Source organism: Oscillospiraceae bacterium CM, from assembly GCA_022870705.1.
Classification (GTDB): Bacteria; Bacillota; Clostridia; order Oscillospirales; family Oscillospiraceae; genus Sporobacter.
Genome location: CP072107.1, coordinates 1,462,747 through 1,479,907, shown reverse-complemented (window position 1 = coordinate 1,479,907; position 17,161 = coordinate 1,462,747). Strand labels below are relative to the sequence as shown.

General features: G+C 57.3%; 12 protein-coding genes and 1 other RNA gene. 11 read left to right on the top strand and 2 right to left on the bottom strand.

The genetic code is table 11. The features are described 5' to 3' along the window. Nucleotides 1–21 precede the first annotated feature (21 nt). The 5 genes from IZU99_07305 (at nucleotide 22) to IZU99_07285 (ending at nucleotide 7,461) form a co-directional block, all read left to right on the top strand. A complete protein-coding gene (locus tag IZU99_07305) occupies nucleotides 22–1,014 on the top strand; it encodes a transketolase (protein ID UOO37074.1) in 993 nt (330 codons plus the stop codon). Continuing rightward, entirely contained in the window at nucleotides 1,007–1,990 is a 984-nt protein-coding gene (locus IZU99_07300; GenBank protein UOO37073.1) for a transketolase family protein, read from the top strand. The genes IZU99_07305 and IZU99_07300 overlap by 8 nt, the downstream gene beginning before the upstream one ends. Before the next feature lie 326 nt (nucleotides 1,991–2,316). Continuing rightward, nucleotides 2,317–3,687: a tRNA uridine-5-carboxymethylaminomethyl(34) synthesis GTPase MnmE gene (mnmE, locus tag IZU99_07295; protein UOO37072.1), complete on the top strand. Its 1,371-nt coding sequence runs from the start codon at nucleotides 2,317–2,319 to the stop codon at nucleotides 3,685–3,687. A gap of 145 nt (nucleotides 3,688–3,832) precedes the next feature. After that, nucleotides 3,833–6,460, top strand: coding sequence for a pyruvate, phosphate dikinase (locus IZU99_07290; GenBank protein UOO37071.1), 2,628 nt, complete (start codon nucleotides 3,833–3,835; stop codon nucleotides 6,458–6,460). A gap of 158 nt (nucleotides 6,461–6,618) precedes the next feature. Beyond that, nucleotides 6,619–7,461 (top strand): hypothetical protein, encoded by an 843-nt coding sequence (locus IZU99_07285; protein UOO37070.1) that lies wholly within the window; start codon nucleotides 6,619–6,621, stop codon nucleotides 7,459–7,461. Nucleotides 7,462–7,531: 70 nt separating this feature from the next. On the opposite strand, the gene IZU99_07280 is transcribed toward IZU99_07285, so the two are convergent. Then, nucleotides 7,532–8,746, bottom strand: a complete 1,215-nt coding sequence (locus tag IZU99_07280) for a hypothetical protein (protein ID UOO37069.1) — start codon at nucleotides 8,744–8,746, stop codon at nucleotides 7,532–7,534. Between the two features lie 218 nt (nucleotides 8,747–8,964). Then, nucleotides 8,965–9,331: RNase P RNA component class A (gene rnpB / locus IZU99_07275), an RNA gene on the bottom strand. Between the two features lie 372 nt (nucleotides 9,332–9,703). Between rnpB and IZU99_07270 the strand changes: the two genes are divergently transcribed. From IZU99_07270 to ligA, 6 genes are all read left to right on the top strand, one after another. Then, nucleotides 9,704–11,083 (top strand): UDP-N-acetylmuramoyl-L-alanine--D-glutamate ligase, encoded by a 1,380-nt coding sequence (locus tag IZU99_07270; protein ID UOO37068.1) that lies wholly within the window; start codon nucleotides 9,704–9,706, stop codon nucleotides 11,081–11,083. A 4-nt stretch (nucleotides 11,084–11,087) separates the two neighbouring features. Next, nucleotides 11,088–12,128, top strand: coding sequence for a M20/M25/M40 family metallo-hydrolase (locus IZU99_07265; protein ID UOO37067.1), 1,041 nt, complete (start codon nucleotides 11,088–11,090; stop codon nucleotides 12,126–12,128). Next, nucleotides 12,121–13,146 (top strand): M42 family peptidase, encoded by a 1,026-nt coding sequence (locus IZU99_07260; GenBank protein UOO37066.1) that lies wholly within the window; start codon nucleotides 12,121–12,123, stop codon nucleotides 13,144–13,146. The genes IZU99_07265 and IZU99_07260 overlap by 8 nt, the downstream gene beginning before the upstream one ends. Further along, the gene (locus IZU99_07255) at nucleotides 13,143–14,393 is read left to right on the top strand and encodes a methionine gamma-lyase family protein (protein UOO37065.1); all 1,251 of its coding nucleotides are present in this window, start codon (nucleotides 13,143–13,145) and stop codon (nucleotides 14,391–14,393) included. The genes IZU99_07260 and IZU99_07255 overlap by 4 nt, the downstream gene beginning before the upstream one ends. Nucleotides 14,394–14,468: 75 nt before the next feature. Then, the gene (gene yunB / locus IZU99_07250) at nucleotides 14,469–15,158 is read left to right on the top strand and encodes a sporulation protein YunB (protein UOO37064.1); all 690 of its coding nucleotides are present in this window, start codon (nucleotides 14,469–14,471) and stop codon (nucleotides 15,156–15,158) included. A 6-nt stretch (nucleotides 15,159–15,164) separates the two neighbouring features. After that, nucleotides 15,165–17,138: an NAD-dependent DNA ligase LigA gene (gene ligA, locus IZU99_07245; GenBank protein UOO37063.1), complete on the top strand. Its 1,974-nt coding sequence runs from the start codon at nucleotides 15,165–15,167 to the stop codon at nucleotides 17,136–17,138. The last annotated feature ends 23 nt before the right edge of the window (nucleotides 17,139–17,161 follow it).

The window sequence follows — 17,161 nt, the reverse complement described above, 5'->3', positions numbered from 1 at the left end:
GAAAAGGAATAGAGGTGTGAGATGGAACATCAAGTAAGCGCCAAGGAGCTTCGCGTCATCGCTGAGGGTATCCGCCTTGTCACGCTGCAGGAGCTGGAGGGCTTCGGGGCGGGCCATATCGGCGGTGCAATGTCAATTGTGGAAACCCTGGCTGTTTTATACGGCAGCGAGCTGCGCTGTGACCCCGCCAATCCCGGCTGGCCGGAGCGGGACAGGCTCGTTTTGTCGAAGGGCCATGCGGGCCCGGCGTTATACGCAACGCTCTCTTTAAAGGGCTTTTTCCCAAAGGAGATGCTCGCAGAACTCAATCAGGGCGGCGGTCGGCTGCCCAGCCACTGTGACCGGAACAAGACGCCCGGCGTTGATATGACGACAGGATCCTTGGGTCAGGGCATTTCGGCGGCCATCGGCATTGCGCTCGGGTGCCGCCTGAACAAGTCCGACAGCATCACCTATCTCATCATTGGAGACGGGGAGTGCGACGAGGGTCAGGTCTGGGAGGGCGTCATGTCCGCTTCCCAGTTCAAGGTTGACAATATGATCACATTTGTTGACCGCAATAAGCAGCAGCTCGACGGCTTTACAAAGGATATCATGGACCTCGGCGACATCGGCGAGAAATTCGCCGCCTTTGGCTGGTTTGTCCAGACGGTTGACGGCCACGATACCGGGGCGATTCTTGACGCTGTTGTGACGGCTAAAAATACAAAAGGTGTCCCGTCGGTCATCGTCCTGGACACGGTTAAAGGCTTTGGCACGTTTGCCGCCGGCGTTGAGGGCAACCATCACATGAGCTTTACAAAGGAGCAGATGGAAGAAGCCGTCAAGGTGGTGACAGAGCGCCTCGAAGGTGCCCGCGCGGCCGCCGCAGCAGAGCGGCTGGAGAAGAAGGCCGCCGAAGAAGAAGCCACCGAACAGGCGGCGGCATCAGAAGATGCGGCATCACCGACCGAGGTGGCGCCGCCTGCCATGACGGAAGAGACAGACCCGGAAGAGGGGGAAGCAGATGTTTAACGTCCGTGAATCATTTTCAAAAAGCGACACGCTGATGCGTGACGCGTACTGCAAAACGCTGATGGCTCTGGCGGAGGAAAACGAGGACATCGTCGTTTTAGACGCCGACCTCGTCAGTTCCTCCGGCATGAAACCGTTTTTCAAGGCGTATCCAGAGAGGGCTTTTAACGTCGGTATCGCCGAAGCCAACATGGTTGGCATCGCCGCCGGGCTCTCGGCCGTCGGCAAAATTCCCTTCGCGCACAGCTTCGGCTGTTTTGCCTCGCGCAAAACATGTGACCAGATCATGATCTCGGCGGCCTACGCCAAATTAAATGTCAAAATTCTCGGCTCAGACCCCGGTGTGACGGCCTCGTATAACGGCGGTACGCACATGCCTTTTGAGGATATGGGCGTTCTCCGCTCCATCCCCGGCATCACGCTCATTGAGCTCACGGACCCCGTTATGGTGAAAGATGTCGTCCGTCAGCTCGCCGGGCGCTACGGCGTTTACTATCTCCGTATGCCGCGCAAAAACGTGACGGCTATCTACGAGGAGGGCTCGACATTTGAGATTGGCAAGGGCAACATTTTAGCCGACGGCAAGGACGTCACGATTTTCGCCTCCGGCATTCTGGTGGCGGAAGCCCTCGAAGCGCGTGAGATGCTTAAAAAAGATAAAATTTCGGCACGTATTGTCGATCTCTTCACATGGAAGCCGATTGACATGGCGCTCATCGAAAAATGTGCCCGCGAGACGAAGACGTTTGTCACTGCGGAGAATCACAACATCTTCGGCGGCCTCGGCGCCGCCGTCTCGGAGGCCGTCGTGAAAACATATCCCGTGCCAGTTGAAATGGTCGGCGTCACCGACCGCTTCGGGCAAGTCGGCACGGAGGATTATCTCAAAAAAGAGTACGGCCTGACGGCGGAAGCTATCGCCCAGGCAGCAGGTCGCGCCGTCTCCAGAAAAAAGCGCGGCATCTTTTCACTGTAAACGTTGGGCGGGCGTCTCTTGCCCCGGCGGTGACAGAAGCAGAAACATACCGCAGGGGCAGGCCTCGTGTCTGCCCCTGTTTCCGTATCCGCCCGTGCCCAGCAACGGCGGACGGCCAATGGCCGTCCCTACAAAATAGCAATTGAGAAAGATGCAAATTGCCGTAGGGGCGATTATAATTTCTCTGTCTACGCCTCAGCCTCCCCGTAGGGGGCGATGCCCACATCGCCCCGTTAGCCTTTGCCTAACCACCGCCGTCATCATCCGGGCGGATTCCATGCCCGCCCGCCGTACAGCCGAATCAGTTCGAAAAAGGAGGTATCATCATGGCAGACACCATCGCGGCCCTTGCAACAGGCATCGGCAGAGCCGGGGTCGGCATTATCCGATTGAGCGGCCCGAACGCCATCGCCGCAGCTGACAGAATATTTCGCTCAAAAAGCGGCATAAAAATGAGTGATGCCGAAGACAGGAAGCTCCTATACGGCGCGATTGTCGACGAGACCGGTGCGCCGCTCGACTATGGCCTCTGTGCCGTCAGCCACGCCCCCAACAGCTATACGGGTGAGAACACAGCTGAACTGCACTGCCACGGCGCGCCCGTCGTTCTGGCCGCCGTTCTCGACGAACTGATTCGTGTGGGTGCGCGTCCTGCCGAGCCGGGTGCGTTTACACAGCGCGCGTTTTTAAACGGGCGGCTTGACCTGACGCAGGCGGAGGCCGTTATTGACCTTATCGACGCCGAAACAGAACAGGCGGCTAAAAACGCGGCCGGTCAGCTCGGCGGCGCGATTGCGCAGAAAATCCATACGGCCTATAATGCGCTTGTTGACATCTCCGCCCATTTTTTTGCCGTTATCGACTATCCCGACGAAGCGCTTGAGGATTTCAAAACGGAAGACTGCCTTGCTGTGTTGGATGGCGTCGCCCTCGCGCTCGAAATACTTCTGAAAACATATGAACGCGGCCGGATTTTAAAAGACGGGGTGAAAACGGCCCTCGTCGGGCGGCCAAACGTGGGAAAATCCTCGCTTTTGAACGCGCTGGCCGGATACGAAAGGGCCATTGTCACCCCACACGCCGGAACAACGCGCGATACAATTGAGGAAAAGCTCCGCTTCGGCGGCGTCGTTCTGCGCCTTGTTGACACGGCCGGTATCAGGCGCACGCAGGACGCTATTGAGTCGCTCGGTGTCGACCGGGCGCTTGGCGCGGCGGAAACAGCCGCACTCATCCTCGCCGTTTTTGACGGCAGCATGGATCTGACGGACGACGACCGGCGCGTTTTGGACATCGCCGCCCAAGCAAAAAATGCCGTCGCTGTTGTGAGTAAAAGCGACCTTGCTCAAAAGCTCGATAAAACGCTTTTAAAAACACGCTTTCAGAATATCGTTGAAGTCTCTGCGGTGACGGGGGAGGGACTCCCGGAACTCGGCACGGTGCTTGGGCGACTGTTTACCGGCACCGACGGCGTGCCCGGCGGCGAAATCCTCACAAACGCCCGGCAGGCCGGTGCCATCGCGCGAGCGCGGGAGGATATCGCACGCGCGGCGGCGGCGCTCCAAGCAGGTGTGACACCCGACGCCGTTTTGACGGACATTGAGTCGGCGATGTCGGCACTCGGCGAGGTTACCGGCAAAACGGTTCGGGAGGACATCGTTTCTCGCATCTTCGAGCGCTTTTGCGTCGGGAAATAAACAAAGCGTCAAACTTTTTTGCACTATCGCATTAAATTGATGGAAGTTTTCACGAATATTTTACGAAAATATTGTTTTATCAGGAAGGAATAGCTATAATATTTTTGTTTGAATCCTTGCAAAATCATTCTTTAGGGGGATCATTGTGGACAAAAAATACGTCTACCTCTTCTCGGAGGGCAACGGCAAAATGAAAGCGCTGCTTGGCGGCAAAGGCGCCAACCTCGCTGAAATGACAAATCTCGGCATGCCCGTTCCGCAGGGGTTTACCGTGACGACGGAAGCGTGCACCAAATACTACGATGACGGAGAAGCGATTTCGCCCGATTTGCAGCAGGAGATCATGGCATACGTCGCGACGCTCGAAAAGCTGACAGGCAAAAAATTCGGCGATCAGGAAAATCCGCTTTTAGTCTCCGTCCGTTCCGGCGCGCGCGCGTCCATGCCCGGAATGATGGATACGATTCTCAATCTCGGCCTTAACGAAGATGTCGTTGAGGTCATGGCACGCCGCTCGGGCAACCCGCGCTGGGCGTATGACTGCTATCGCCGCTTTATCCAGATGTATTCCGACGTTGTTATGGAGGTCGGTAAAAAATACTTCGAGGCGCTTATCGATAAAATGAAGGAAGAGCGCGGCGTTCAGCAGGACACCGAGCTCACGGCTGACGACCTTAAAACGCTCGCGCAGCAATTTAAAGACGCATATAAATCAAAGCTCGGCGTTGACTTCCCGACCGACCCGAAAGAGCAGCTTATGGGCGCTATTCAGGCCGTTTTCCGCTCCTGGAATAACCCGCGTGCCATTGTCTACCGTCGTATGAACGACATCCCCGGCGACTGGGGCACGGCCGTCAACGTGCAGGAGATGGTCTTTGGCAACCTCGGCAACACCTCGGGGACAGGCGTTGCCTTCACGCGCAACCCTGCCACCGGCGAGAAAAAGCTCTTCGGTGAATTCCTGATGAACGCGCAGGGCGAGGACGTTGTGGCCGGTATCCGCACACCGCAGACAATTGACCAGCTCAAAGACGTTATGCCCGGCGCTTATGACGATTTCGTCAAAATCTGTGACAAACTTGAAAATCATTACCGCGACATGCAGGATATGGAGTTTACGATTGAGGACAAAAAGCTCTTCATGCTGCAGACGCGCAACGGCAAGCGCACCGCCGCCGCCGCCTTCAAAATTGCCTGTGACCTTGTCGATGAGGGTCTCATCACCGAGAAGGAAGCCGTTCTCATGATCGACCCGAAGCAGCTCGACGCGCTCCTACACCCGCAGTTTGACGCCGAGGCACTGAAAAACGCCAAGGTGATCGGCACCGGTCTTGCTGCGTCACCCGGCGCCGCCTGCGGCAAAGTTGTCTTTACCGCCGAAGAGGCCAAGGCCTGGGCACAGAAGGGTGAAAAAGTCATTCTCGTCCGCCTCGAAACGTCCCCGGAGGATATCGAAGGCATGGCGGCCGCGCAGGGTATCCTGACGGTCCGCGGCGGTATGACGTCGCACGCCGCCGTCGTGGCGCGCGGCATGGGCGCTTGCTGCGTCGCCGGCTGCGGCGCCATCAAGATGGACGAGGAGAACAAAACGTTTGAGCTCGGCGGCAAAACGTATCAAGAAGGCGACTGGCTCAGTCTTGACGGCTCAACCGGCAATATATACGGCGAAGCCATCAAGACGACGGACGCCGCCATCGGCGGCGAATTCGGCCGCATCATGGCCTGGGCCGATTCTTACAGAACGCTTAACGTCCGCACAAACGCCGACACGCCAAAGGACGCCGCGCAGGCGCGCAAATTCGGCGCTGAGGGCATCGGCCTGTGCCGCACCGAGCATATGTTCTTTGATGCCGAGCGCATACCGGCAATCCGCGAGATGATCTGTGCCGACACGGTTGAGCAGCGTGAGAAGGCGCTTTTGAAGCTTGAGCCAATGCAGCAGTCCGACTTTGAAGGCATTTATGAGGCGATGGAGGGCTGCCCCGTCACCATTCGTTATCTCGACCCGCCGCTCCACGAGTTCTTGCCGACAGATGAAGAAGATATCGAGCTTCTGGCAAAAGATCTCGGTAAATCCGTCCACGACATCAAAGAGATTATCGCCTCGCTCCATGAGTTTAACCCCATGATGGGCCATCGCGGCTGCCGTCTCGCCGTCACATATCCCGAAATCGCCGTCATGCAGACGAATGCCGTTATCAAGGCTGCCATCAATGTCAGCAAAAAGCACCCCGATTGGCATCTCGTGCCGGAGATCATGATCCCGCTTGTCGGTGAGGTCAAGGAGCTTCAGTACGTCAAAAAAATCGTTGTTGACACAGCCGACAAGCTCATCAAAGACAGCGGCTCAGACCTGAAGTATAAGGTCGGCACCATGATCGAGATTCCGCGCGCCTGCGTCACGGCAGACGAAATCGCCAAGGAAGCCGAGTTCTTCTCCTTCGGTACGAATGATTTGACGCAGATGACGTTCGGCTTTTCCCGTGACGATGCCGCGAAATTCCTCGATGCGTACTATCAGAAAAAGATTCTGGAGTCCGACCCGTTTGCACGGCTAGACCAGGCAGGTGTTGGCAAGCTTGTCAAGATGGCCGTCTCCCTCGGCCGCGCCACCCGCCCGGACCTCAAAATCGGTATCTGCGGGGAGCACGGCGGCGACCCGTCTTCTGTTGAGTTCTGCCACAGCATTGGCCTCAACTACGTCTCCTGCTCACCGTTCCGCGTCCCCATCGCCCGTCTCGCCGCCGCTCAGGCCGCGCTGAAGCAGGCATAACGCAAAAGAATCAACCGTATGACAGGGTATTAAATCAAGTCGATTTAATACCCTGTTTTTTTAACCGTTGAAATACCGCCAAGGAGTGGTATAATATCCTAAAAATCGGCTTTATACCGCTAATACCGGCGGATTTCGCTGAAAGGCTGTGGATATGATTGAGTCATGTATCACCAATAAAAGACACGCGCTGCCATACAAAATACCCCATTATGCTGCTGCACGGTGTCGGGTTCCGTGATTTTAAGAGCCTCAATTATTGGGGCAGAATACCCAAGGTTTTAGAGGAACACGGTGCCACGATATTTTACGGCATGCAGGACAGCTGGGGGACGATCAAAGAAAACGCTCTTGAGATTAAAGAAAACATCGAAAGAATTTTTAAAGAGCACGGGTATGAAAAAATCAATTTAATCGCCCATTCAAAAGGCGGGCTGGACGCCCGGTATCTCATATCGTCGTTAGGCATGGCGGATAAAATCGCCAGTTTGACGACGCTGGCAACACCGCACCGTGGCATGAAAGCAATAGACGCCTATAGCCGGGTTCCTGATTCACTCTATAAAATAGCCGCGGCGCTCGTCGATATATCCTTTCGCGCGCTGGGTGACAGGCACCCCGATTTTTATAACGCCACGCGCGGCTTCTCAACGCTGGAGGCTGAGCACTTTAATGAACAAAATCCGGATGATGATAACGTTTACTATCAAAGCTACGCTGCCGCCATGGATCGTTCCTTTAGTGATGTGTTTATGTTTCTGCCTCATTTATTTGTCAAACGCCTGGAAGGTGAAAATGATGGGCTCGTCTCAGTGGCGTCGGCGCAGTGGACGAATTTTCGGGGTGTGCTGCGCGGCGCTTCAAAACGCGGGATATCGCATTTTGATGTCATTGATTTGCGCCGGTCGCCTTTCACACGCCAAGTAAAGCCCGGGTACATATCGGATATCACCGACTTTTATGTTGATATAGTTTCGGAACTAAAAACAATGGGGTTCTAAAAATAATGCGCTGCCGAGCGCTAAAAAGGCCGCCTGTTTAGGGCGGCCTTTTTTAGCGCTCCGTCGTCGTTTAATTTTCCGGTACGGCCGTAAACGTTAATGGGCCGATAATGCTGGCCGCTGCCGATGCGTTAACGAGCTCGGCCGTCAGCGTATACGTGACCTGTCCGGTGCTTGTGAAGCCGCTGTCAACGGTGCCGAGAGCTGTTACCTTGAATTTGTCAAAGCCTGTCTCGCCGCTGTCAAGTGTGCTGTAGATCAGTATGCCGGTGTTCGGTGCGCCGCGCCATATTTTATAAAGGACGGGAACTGTGCCGGAGCTGGTACCACTTGAAAAAGCCAATCCGGCGGCGGCGCGCAGGCTGACAAGCATCCCGGCGCTTATCGGCAGCGTGAGTGACGCCAGTGGCGTTCCGGCCGTCGTCAGTGGAATACTGACGCTGCCGGATGTGTTCTGCGGCAAGACGGCATACGCGCCGACCGTTTGAACAGACGCCGTCACCGTCAAAGCACCTGTGATATTAGCCGCGTGATTTATATCCGGCGCTTCGGCCGTCAGGACATAGGTGACGGTTTGCGCCGCGGTGAAGCCGGAATCGACATGTGAAAACGATGTGACGGCGGCCCGCTCCACGTCGGCGCTGTCGTCAGCGCTGCAGACGAGTGTCCCGGTGACGGGCGCTCCGCGCCACAGTTTGAACAGCACATCGACTTTCGGAAGGGAAGAGCCGGTGATGTTCCAGCAGACACTCGGCCGCAGGATAACGGTTTGCCCGGCCTGGACGTTCACGGTGAAATAGGCGAGCGGCACAGGCGCCTGCGCAATGGGGATATTAGCGCCGCCGACCGTGTTGTTAATGAGCTCATAGTAGCTAATGACAGTCAGATTTGTCCCGAAAGCAGTAAAGGACAGCGGTCCGACAACGGACGCCTGCGCCCCAACGTCAACGGTCTCCGCTGTCAATATAAAGGTCACGGGCTGGTTCGGTGTGACGGTGACGACGTCGGAAAAATCGGTCGTTGCAGCGTAATCGTTGAAGTTTTCCGCGCCGTCCTGAACACTGCAGACAAGCGTGCCCGTCCCGGGTGCTGTGCGCCAGATTTTATAAATAATGCGTGTTGTCGACAGTGCCGCGCGCCAGCCAATATTCGCCCGCAGCGTGACTAAATTGTTGGCGTCGTCGGTCACTACGGTCAAAAACGCCAGCGGCGTTGGTGCGTTCGAAATAGGGATGAGCGCCGCCCCGGAGGTGTTTTGGGGCAGCGCGTAATACTGAAAACTCATATCGTTTTCGCACTCCAATTACAAAAATTAAATAATGTTGCAGGGCATTATATGCCGGCTTGTCACACAGCGTCACAATCTGTTCTCCCGGGGCGAAGGCTAATAATCGCTGTCAGCCCGCTTAATTGGTACGCCCGTAGGGGCAGACCTTGTGCTTGCCCTTCAAAGCTCGCCGCCATGCAACAAAACAGGCCGCCTCGTTTGAGGCAGCCTGCTTTGTTGCGAGTAAGTCTGTAAGCCGGATTCTGTCTTAGACAGCCATCTATCTAGGCCCATCGTTGCCAATGGGCTCAAGCCACCTCCTGAGAGCGGTCGGGCCAACCTGTACACTCAAGTACGGCTCTCTCCACGGTGTTGCTCCGGATAGAGTTTACAGCACCGGACTGTCTCCAGCCGATGAGTGAGCTCTTACCTCACTTTTCCACCCTTACCGCCTCCGTAACACCGGAGACGGTGGTATATCTCTGTTGCACTTGTCCTGAAGTCGCCTTCGGCGGGCGTTACCCGTTATCCTTGCCCTGTGGAGCCCGGACTTTCCTCACGGGAAACCTTTCGGCTTTCCCCCGCGGCTGTCCGACTTACTCGCTCTTATATTTTACAATAAAACGAGCTTTATGTCAACGTCACGGTGCTGCGCATCCGTCGGGGCGGATTCCATATCCGCCCGTCTATAGGGCATAACAACCTCAGTATGTAGGGACGGCCATTGGCCGTCCGCCCGCCGCTTTATCCTGCATTACGCCCTACCGCACTTATCGTTCCCGCTGTACCTGCATAGGGGCGAACGGCGTTCGCCCGCCCCGTCCCCGCCGTCCGGGCAGACCTCGTGTTTGCCCATTTCAACCAAGAGCGCAAACCCTTCTCGCTTCACCTTGAAAATGACGCGCGCGCAGTATATAATAACCGGTACAATAGGGTAAGATTTCCTTAGGGTCAAATAAATTCCGGGGTGATGAATTGAAACTGGCCGATTATATAACGTCCCTTAAACACAAAAAAGTCGCCGTCATCGGCATCGGCGTGAGCAACACGCCGCTCATTGAAAGGCTCCTCCAAAACGGTATTGCCGTCACCGCCTGTGACAAAGCAGACCGCGCCAAGCTCGGCGCGTCGGCAGACAGGCTCGAAGCGCTGGGTGCGTCACTCTGCCTCGGTGATGACTATCTGAAATCACTCGACGCCGATGTCATCTTCCGGACGCCCGGCATGCGGCCGGACGTGCCGGAACTCTTGGCGGCTGTTGCCCACGGGGCAATCCTCACCTCTGAAATGGAGGTCTTTTTTGATGTTTGCCCCTGCCGCATCATCGCTGTAACGGGCTCTGACGGCAAGACGACGACGACATCGATTATCGCCGCGATCCTACAGGAAGGCGGCTATACCGTCCACGTCGGCGGTAATATCGGCACGCCGCTTTTAACGCGCGCCGACGCGATGGCCCCGGATGACATCGCGGTTTTAGAGCTATCGTCATTCCAGCTGATGACGATGGCGAAAAGCCCCGCCGTCGCCGTCGTCACAAACGTCTCGCCGAACCATCTGGACGTGCATCGTGACATGGCAGAGTACGTCGAGGCCAAGCGAAACATTTATAAGTATCAGGATGAAACGGGAATCGTTGTTTTAAATTGTGATAACGACATTACACGCGCGTTTGCCGACACAGCGCGCGGCGCCGTCCGATTTTTCAGCCGCCAAAGCCACGTTCAAAACGGTGTGTTCCAAGAAGGTGGGACGATTTTTGAAGTTTCCGGCGGCGAAGCGTCGCCGATCCTCAACGCCGAGCAGATTCTCCTGCCCGGTGTCCACAACATTGAAAACTTCATGGCGGCATTCGCCGCCGTTCGCGGCCTTGTGGGTCGGGAAGCATGCGTGCGCGTCGCTGAGACGTTTCGCGGTGTTGCCCACCGCATCGAGCTTGTCCGAACGCTTCGCGGCGTCCGTTATTATAACGACTCCATCGCCTCCAGCCCTTCGCGGACGACAGCCGGGCTGCGCGCCTTCCCCCAGAAAGTCATTTTAATCGCGGGCGGCAAGGACAAGGGCGTTGCGTTTGACGATCTCGGCCCGGCAATCATAAACCACGTCAAAACGCTCGTTTTAACGGGCCTCACGGCCGGAAAAATCCGCGCCGCCGTTGAAAATGCGCCTAGCTATCAGGGCTTGCCCGAGATCATTGAAAAAGCCGATTTTCAAGAGGCCGTCCTCGCCGCGCACCAAGCGGCGCGGGCAGGGGACGTCGTTCTGCTCTCCCCGGCGTGCACGTCGTTCGACCGGTTTAAGAATTTTGAGGAACGCGGGAATACTTTTAAAGACATCATCCTTGGATTGGAGTAATCATATGGCATTGATCGACACCATCTTAAAGCTGTCCGCCCTCAAAGGCCCCGCCGGGTTTGAAGCGGAAGCTCAAACAACCATCAAAGCGCTGCTTGCGTCTTTTATGGACGACGTCACGACTGACACGCTCGGCAATATCATTGGTACACGGCGCTGTGGGCGCGACGGCGCGCCGAAACTGATGCTGGACGCGCATTTTGACGAAATTGGTTTTATCATTACGGGTGCGGAAGAGGGCTTCCTCCGCTTTGCGCCCCTCGGCGGCGTTGACGCGCGTATGCTCCCGGCCTCAGAGCTCGTTGTTTTGACAGAGCCGCCCGTCATCGGCGTCGTCACCGCCCTGCCGCCGCACCTTTTAAAAGGCGAGGAAGGGGACAAGACGATCAAAATAGAAGACCTCTATCTCGATGTCGGCCTGACGCCGGAGGAGGCCCTCACAAAGGTCCCGCTTGGCACACCGGCTGTCTATGCTGCCGATTCGCGGCGCTTTGGGGACGGGCTCATCTGCGGCAAAGCGCTTGACAACAGGGTCTCCGTCGCCGCTGTTTTGCGCGCGCTGGAGCTGATCGGCCAAACACCGCTCGATGTGGACCTTATCGTCCTGTTCAGCGTTCAGGAGGAGGTCGGCACACGCGGGGCCAAGCCGGGCGCTTATGCCACTTTTCCGGACTGGTGCGTCGTCGTTGACGTCGGCCACGCCAAAACACCCGACTGCAAAACGCCGGAGACGAAAGAGCAGGGCGGCGGTGTCGTCATCTCCAAAGGCCCAAATATGAACAGGCGGCTGACGGAAAAGCTTCAGGCGCTTGCGGAAGCCAAAAACATTCAATATCAAATCGGCGTCGAGCCGGACGGCGACTCCGGCACGAACGCGCGGGTCGTACAGGTCACGCAGTCGGGCGTGGCGACGGCGCTTGTCGGCGTGCCGCTCAAATATATGCACAGCAGCCATGAGGTCATCAGCGTCCAGGACGCCGAAGCGACGGCCGCGCTCCTGTGTGAAATCGCCAAAGCGCTGAAAGGAGACGATCGCCATGCTTGACCTTCTCGAATGCCTCTGCGAAAAAAGCGGCGTCTCCGGGACGGAGGACGCGGTCCGCGCGCTCATCCGCGCCCGTGCCGAGAAGTGTGCCGACCGTGTGACGGAAGATGTTCTCGGCAACCTGATTGTCTTCAAAAAAGGCCGAAAAACGCCTAAAAAATCGATCATGCTCTGCGCGCATATGGACGAAGTAGGCGTCATCGTTACCGATGTCTCCGACGACGGTACGCTGAAATTTGCTCCTGTCGGTGGCATCGACCGGCGCGTTCTCTTCGGCAAGGCCGTCTTGCTCGGTCCGGCGCGCGTTTATGGCGTCATCGGCAGCAAGGCATATCACCTCGTCAAGAAGGACGAGCGGAAGAAAATCCCACCCGTTGAGGATATGTATATCGATATCGGCGCAGCGAGTAGGGAAGAGGCCCAGACAAGCGTCGCCCTCGGCGACACGGGCATTTTCGATTCCGGCCTGCGCACCTTCGGAAACGGCCTTGTCAAAGCCCGGGCGCTGGACGACCGCGTCGGTTGCGCCGTTTTATTAATGCTTTTGGAGTCCGACCTGCCGGTCGATGCGACGTTTGTGTTCACCGTTCAGGAGGAGGTTGGCACGCGCGGCGCTCTGGCGGCTTCTTACCGCGTCGCGCCGGACGTTGCGCTCATCATAGAGGGTACGACGGCGGCCGACCTGCCGTCCGTTTCATCCGGCAAAAAGGTCTGCTTCGTCGGCAAGGGGGCCGTTATTCCGTTTATGGACGGCGGCACGATTTACGACAGAGAGCTTTTTGTGCTGGCAACAACACTGGCCGATGAAAATGGTATCCCCTGGCAAACGAAAACGACTGTCGCCGGGGGGACGGACGCGGCCGCCGTTCAGCGGTCACTTGGCGGTGTTCAGACGCTGGCAATATCAGCGCCCTTGCGATACCTTCATTCACCCGCCTGCGTCGGTGCGCTCGACGATTTCGATGCCGTTTTCAAGCTTTGCGGCCTTTTATTAGAAAAAGTGGGAGAACAGGAATGATTGTATCGCCCAGCCCGGAGATAATGAAGCACGCGGAGACGGCGCTGCGCGAGATTGCCCCGCGCCTTGCGGAGATTGACCGCGTCGCATTTTACAACACACAAAAGGTGCTTGCGGCCTTTCAAAAGCACCGCGTTTCGGACGGCTGTCTCACCGGCTCGACGGGGTACGGCTACGGCGACAAGGGGCGGGATACGCTCGACAGGATTTATGCCGACGTTTTCGGCGCCGAATCGGCGCTCGTCCGCATCGGCTTCGTCAACGGGACGCATGCCATCACGACAGCCCTGTTCGCCGCCCTCGCGCCGGGGGACGCGCTCCTGTCGGTAACGGGCCTGCCGTACGACACGCTGCGTGGCGTCATCGGCCTTGAGGGTGGCTATCCCGGCTCGCTTGCCTCTTACGGCGTCACATATAAGCAGGCCGATCTAACGCCCGGCGGCCGCCCCGATATAAACGCGATTGCCGAAAAAGTGACGGACAAGGCCATTGCCGCCGTCTATGTCCAGCGCTCGCGCGGGTACGATACGCGCGCGGCTCTGTCTGTTTCCGATATCGGTGATATCTGCGCGCTTGTCCACAGTAAAAACCCGCGCGCCGTCATCCTTGTTGACAACTGCTACGGCGAGTTTACCGAGGAGCGCGAGCCAACCGATTTGGGAGCGGACCTCATGGCCGGTTCGCTCATCAAAAACCCCGGCGGCGGCCTCGCGCCGACGGGCGGTTACGTCGCCGGAAGACAGGATCTCGTTGAAAAGGCCGCCTTCCGCCTCACCGCGCCGGGTATCGGCGGCGAATGCGGGGCAACGCTTTTCAACAACAGGCTTCTCTATCAGGGCTTTTTCACGGCCCCGCACACGACGGCCGAGGCGCTCAAAACGGCTGTTTTTACAGCGCGGCTTTTATCGCTTCTGGGGTTTGAAACGTCGCCAAAGTGGGATGATCGGCGGTCGGACATCATTCAGATGGTCTCGCTCGGCGCCCCTGAAAAGCTCCGGCGCTTCTGTGAGGGCATACAAGCTGCTTCGCCGGTGGACGCGTTCGTCACGCCCGAGCCATGGGACATGCCGGGCTATGGCTGCCCCGTCATCATGGCGGCGGGGACGTTTGTGCAGGGCTCGTCCATTGAGCTCTCGTGCGACGGGCCGATGCGCGAGCCGTATGCCGCGTATCTCCAGGGTGCGCTCACCTTTGAGTCCGGCAGGCTAGCCGTCATGCTGGCCGCAGACAGGCTCCTTGACAAATAATTCGGTAAAACGACGCATACAGTTGCTCTAGGCGGGCAATAGCGGCTTAGACAGCCTGCCGGGGAGGTGCTGCGTATGTTTTACCGCCGGGCAAAAAGAAAACAGCTGCGGCTAAATTTTTATTTCAAGCCAATGAGCCGTGCGGAACGCCTTTTTATTTTTCTCCTCGTCAATTTCCTCGTGCTGACAGCCGCTTTATCGATTATTTTTCTCCAGCTGCGGCCGCTGATGCAGAAAACGGCCTGTGCCATCGTCGGCGACCGGATCCTCGAAGAAATCAATGACGTCGTTGACCAGGAAATTTCCGACGGCGCGTTTGACTATTCACAGCTCGTCACGCTTGAAAAAGGCGATAACGGCGACGTCACGGCGCTTGTGACAAACATGGCGCTGATGAATACACTCAAAGCGCGGCTGACAAAAGGTATTATAAACGCTGTCAGCTCACAATCCATGACAGACCTGAAAATCCCGATCGGCAACGCCATCGGCGGCGTTATCTTTTCCGGCCGCGGCCCAAAATTTACGGTTAAAATTATGTCGGTCGCCGCCGTTCACGTCGATTTTATCAATAATTTTTCGGCAGCCGGCATCAACCAGACGCGCCATCAAATCCTGCTGGACGTTTCCATTGGCGTCACCCTGTTTGTCCCCGGGTCGGCGCCGGTCGACAAGACGGTCACAACACAGCTGGTCGTGTGCGAGACGGTTATCGTCGGCAGCGTCCCTAATGTCTATGCCGATTTCAGCGGCAACGGAGGTTAAACCCGTATGAATGCCAAAGAAGAAATAGAAGCCCTGCGCGCAGAGCTTAACCGCTACGCCGCGGCCTATTATGACCGTGACGATCCGCTCGTGAGCGATTATGACTATGACCGGCTGATGAACAGGCTCAAGGCGCTGGAAAAAGCGCACCCAGCGCTCGTCGTGCCCGACTCGCCGACGCAGATGATCGGCGGCACAGCCTCGGCAGTGTTTTCGCCTGTTCGGCACGAAGTCCCGCTCGAGAGCCTCAACGACGTTTTTTCTTTTGACGAGCTTCGCGCCTTTGACGAACGGGTAAACGCCGCCGCCGGTAGCGCTGGCTATATCGTCGAGCCGAAGATTGACGGCTTGTCCGTTGCCCTGTATTACGACAACGGCGTATTCGTGCGCGGTGCCACGCGCGGCGACGGCCTCGTCGGCGAGGACGTGACGGATAATCTTAAAACGATTAAAAGCCTGCCAAAAAAGCTGGATAATGCGCCGGAACACCTTGTTGTCCGGGGCGAGGTTTATTTAAAGCGCTCTGTTTTCAAGGCGCTCAACGACGTCCGCGAGGTTGAAGGCAAGCCGCTTTTGGCAAACCCCCGCAATGCGGCCGCAGGCTCCCTGCGCCAGCTTGACCCGGCCGTGGCGGCGTCCAGGCGGCTGTCAATCTTTGTTTTTAATATTCAGGCCATCAGCGGCACGCCGTTTGAAACACACGATGAAACGCTCTCCTATCTCAAAACACTTGGCTTTCCCGTCGTTGACTGGTCGCGCGAGCAGTCTATGGACGCTTGCATCGAGCGCATCATGCGCCTCGGTGACAGCCGTGACGCACTCGATTACGATATTGACGGGGCTGTCATTAAAATCAACGCGCTGACCTCGCGCCAGGCCCTCGGCAGCACGGCGAAAGCGCCGCGTTGGGCTGTTGCCTTTAAATACCCGCCGGAGGTGAAGGAGACTGAGCTTCTCGATATCACTGTGCAGGTCGGCCGGACGGGTGTTTTAACGCCAAAGGCCATCGTCCGCCCGGTGCGTCTGGCCGGGACAACGGTGACAAACGCCACGCTTCATAACGAGGATTTTATCCGCGACAAAGATATCCGGGTGGGAGATACCGTCCTCCTGCGTAAGGCCGGGGAAATCATCCCCGAGGTGCTCGGCGTCGTCTTTGAGAAAAGGCCGGCGGATGCTGAGCCCTATGTTTTCCCAGAAATATGCCCGGAGTGCGGCAGCCCCGCCCTGCGCGACCCGGACGGCGCAGCCATCCGCTGCCGTGGTGCTGAGTGCCCGGCGCAGCGCCTGCGCCACATTGTCCATTTTGCCTCCCGCGGGGCGATGGACATCGAGGGGCTTGGCATCGCCGTCGTCCAGCAGCTTATTGACGCAGGCCTCGTCCAAACGCCCGGCGATCTGTACGGGCTCGACGAACAGACGCTGTCCTGTCTGCCGCGTTTCGGCAAGAAGTCAGCTGAAAATCTTGTCAAGGCCATCGACCGTTCAAGGGATAACGATCTCTCGCGCCTCATTTACGCACTTGGCATCCCGCAGGTCGGGCAAAGCGCCGCTAAGGCGCTCGCCGGGCGTTTTCCGTCGCTTGACGCTATACAAAACGCCGCCGAAGAAGACCTCACGTCCATCGGGGACATCGGCCCTGTGACGGCCCAGAACATCCGAGCATGGTTTTCAGACCCGCCGTCGCAGGATCTCATCAGCCGCCTCCGGGAAGCGGGTGTGAACATGGCGGCGCGTGAAACAGCCCGTACCACACGGTTACAGGGCCAGACGTTTGTTTTGACCGGCGCGCTGTCCCGCTACACGCGAGAGGCGGCGACGGCGCTCATCGAACAAAACGGCGGTACCGTCTCCTCATCCGTGTCGAAAAAAACGACGTATGTCGTCGCCGGGGAGGACGCCGGTTCCAAGCGCGTGAAGGCCGAGAGTCTCGGCGTTCCGATCCTGTCGGAAGAAGAATTTGAACAAATGCTCATTTAAAATCCCCCGTTTGTGTCTTTTTT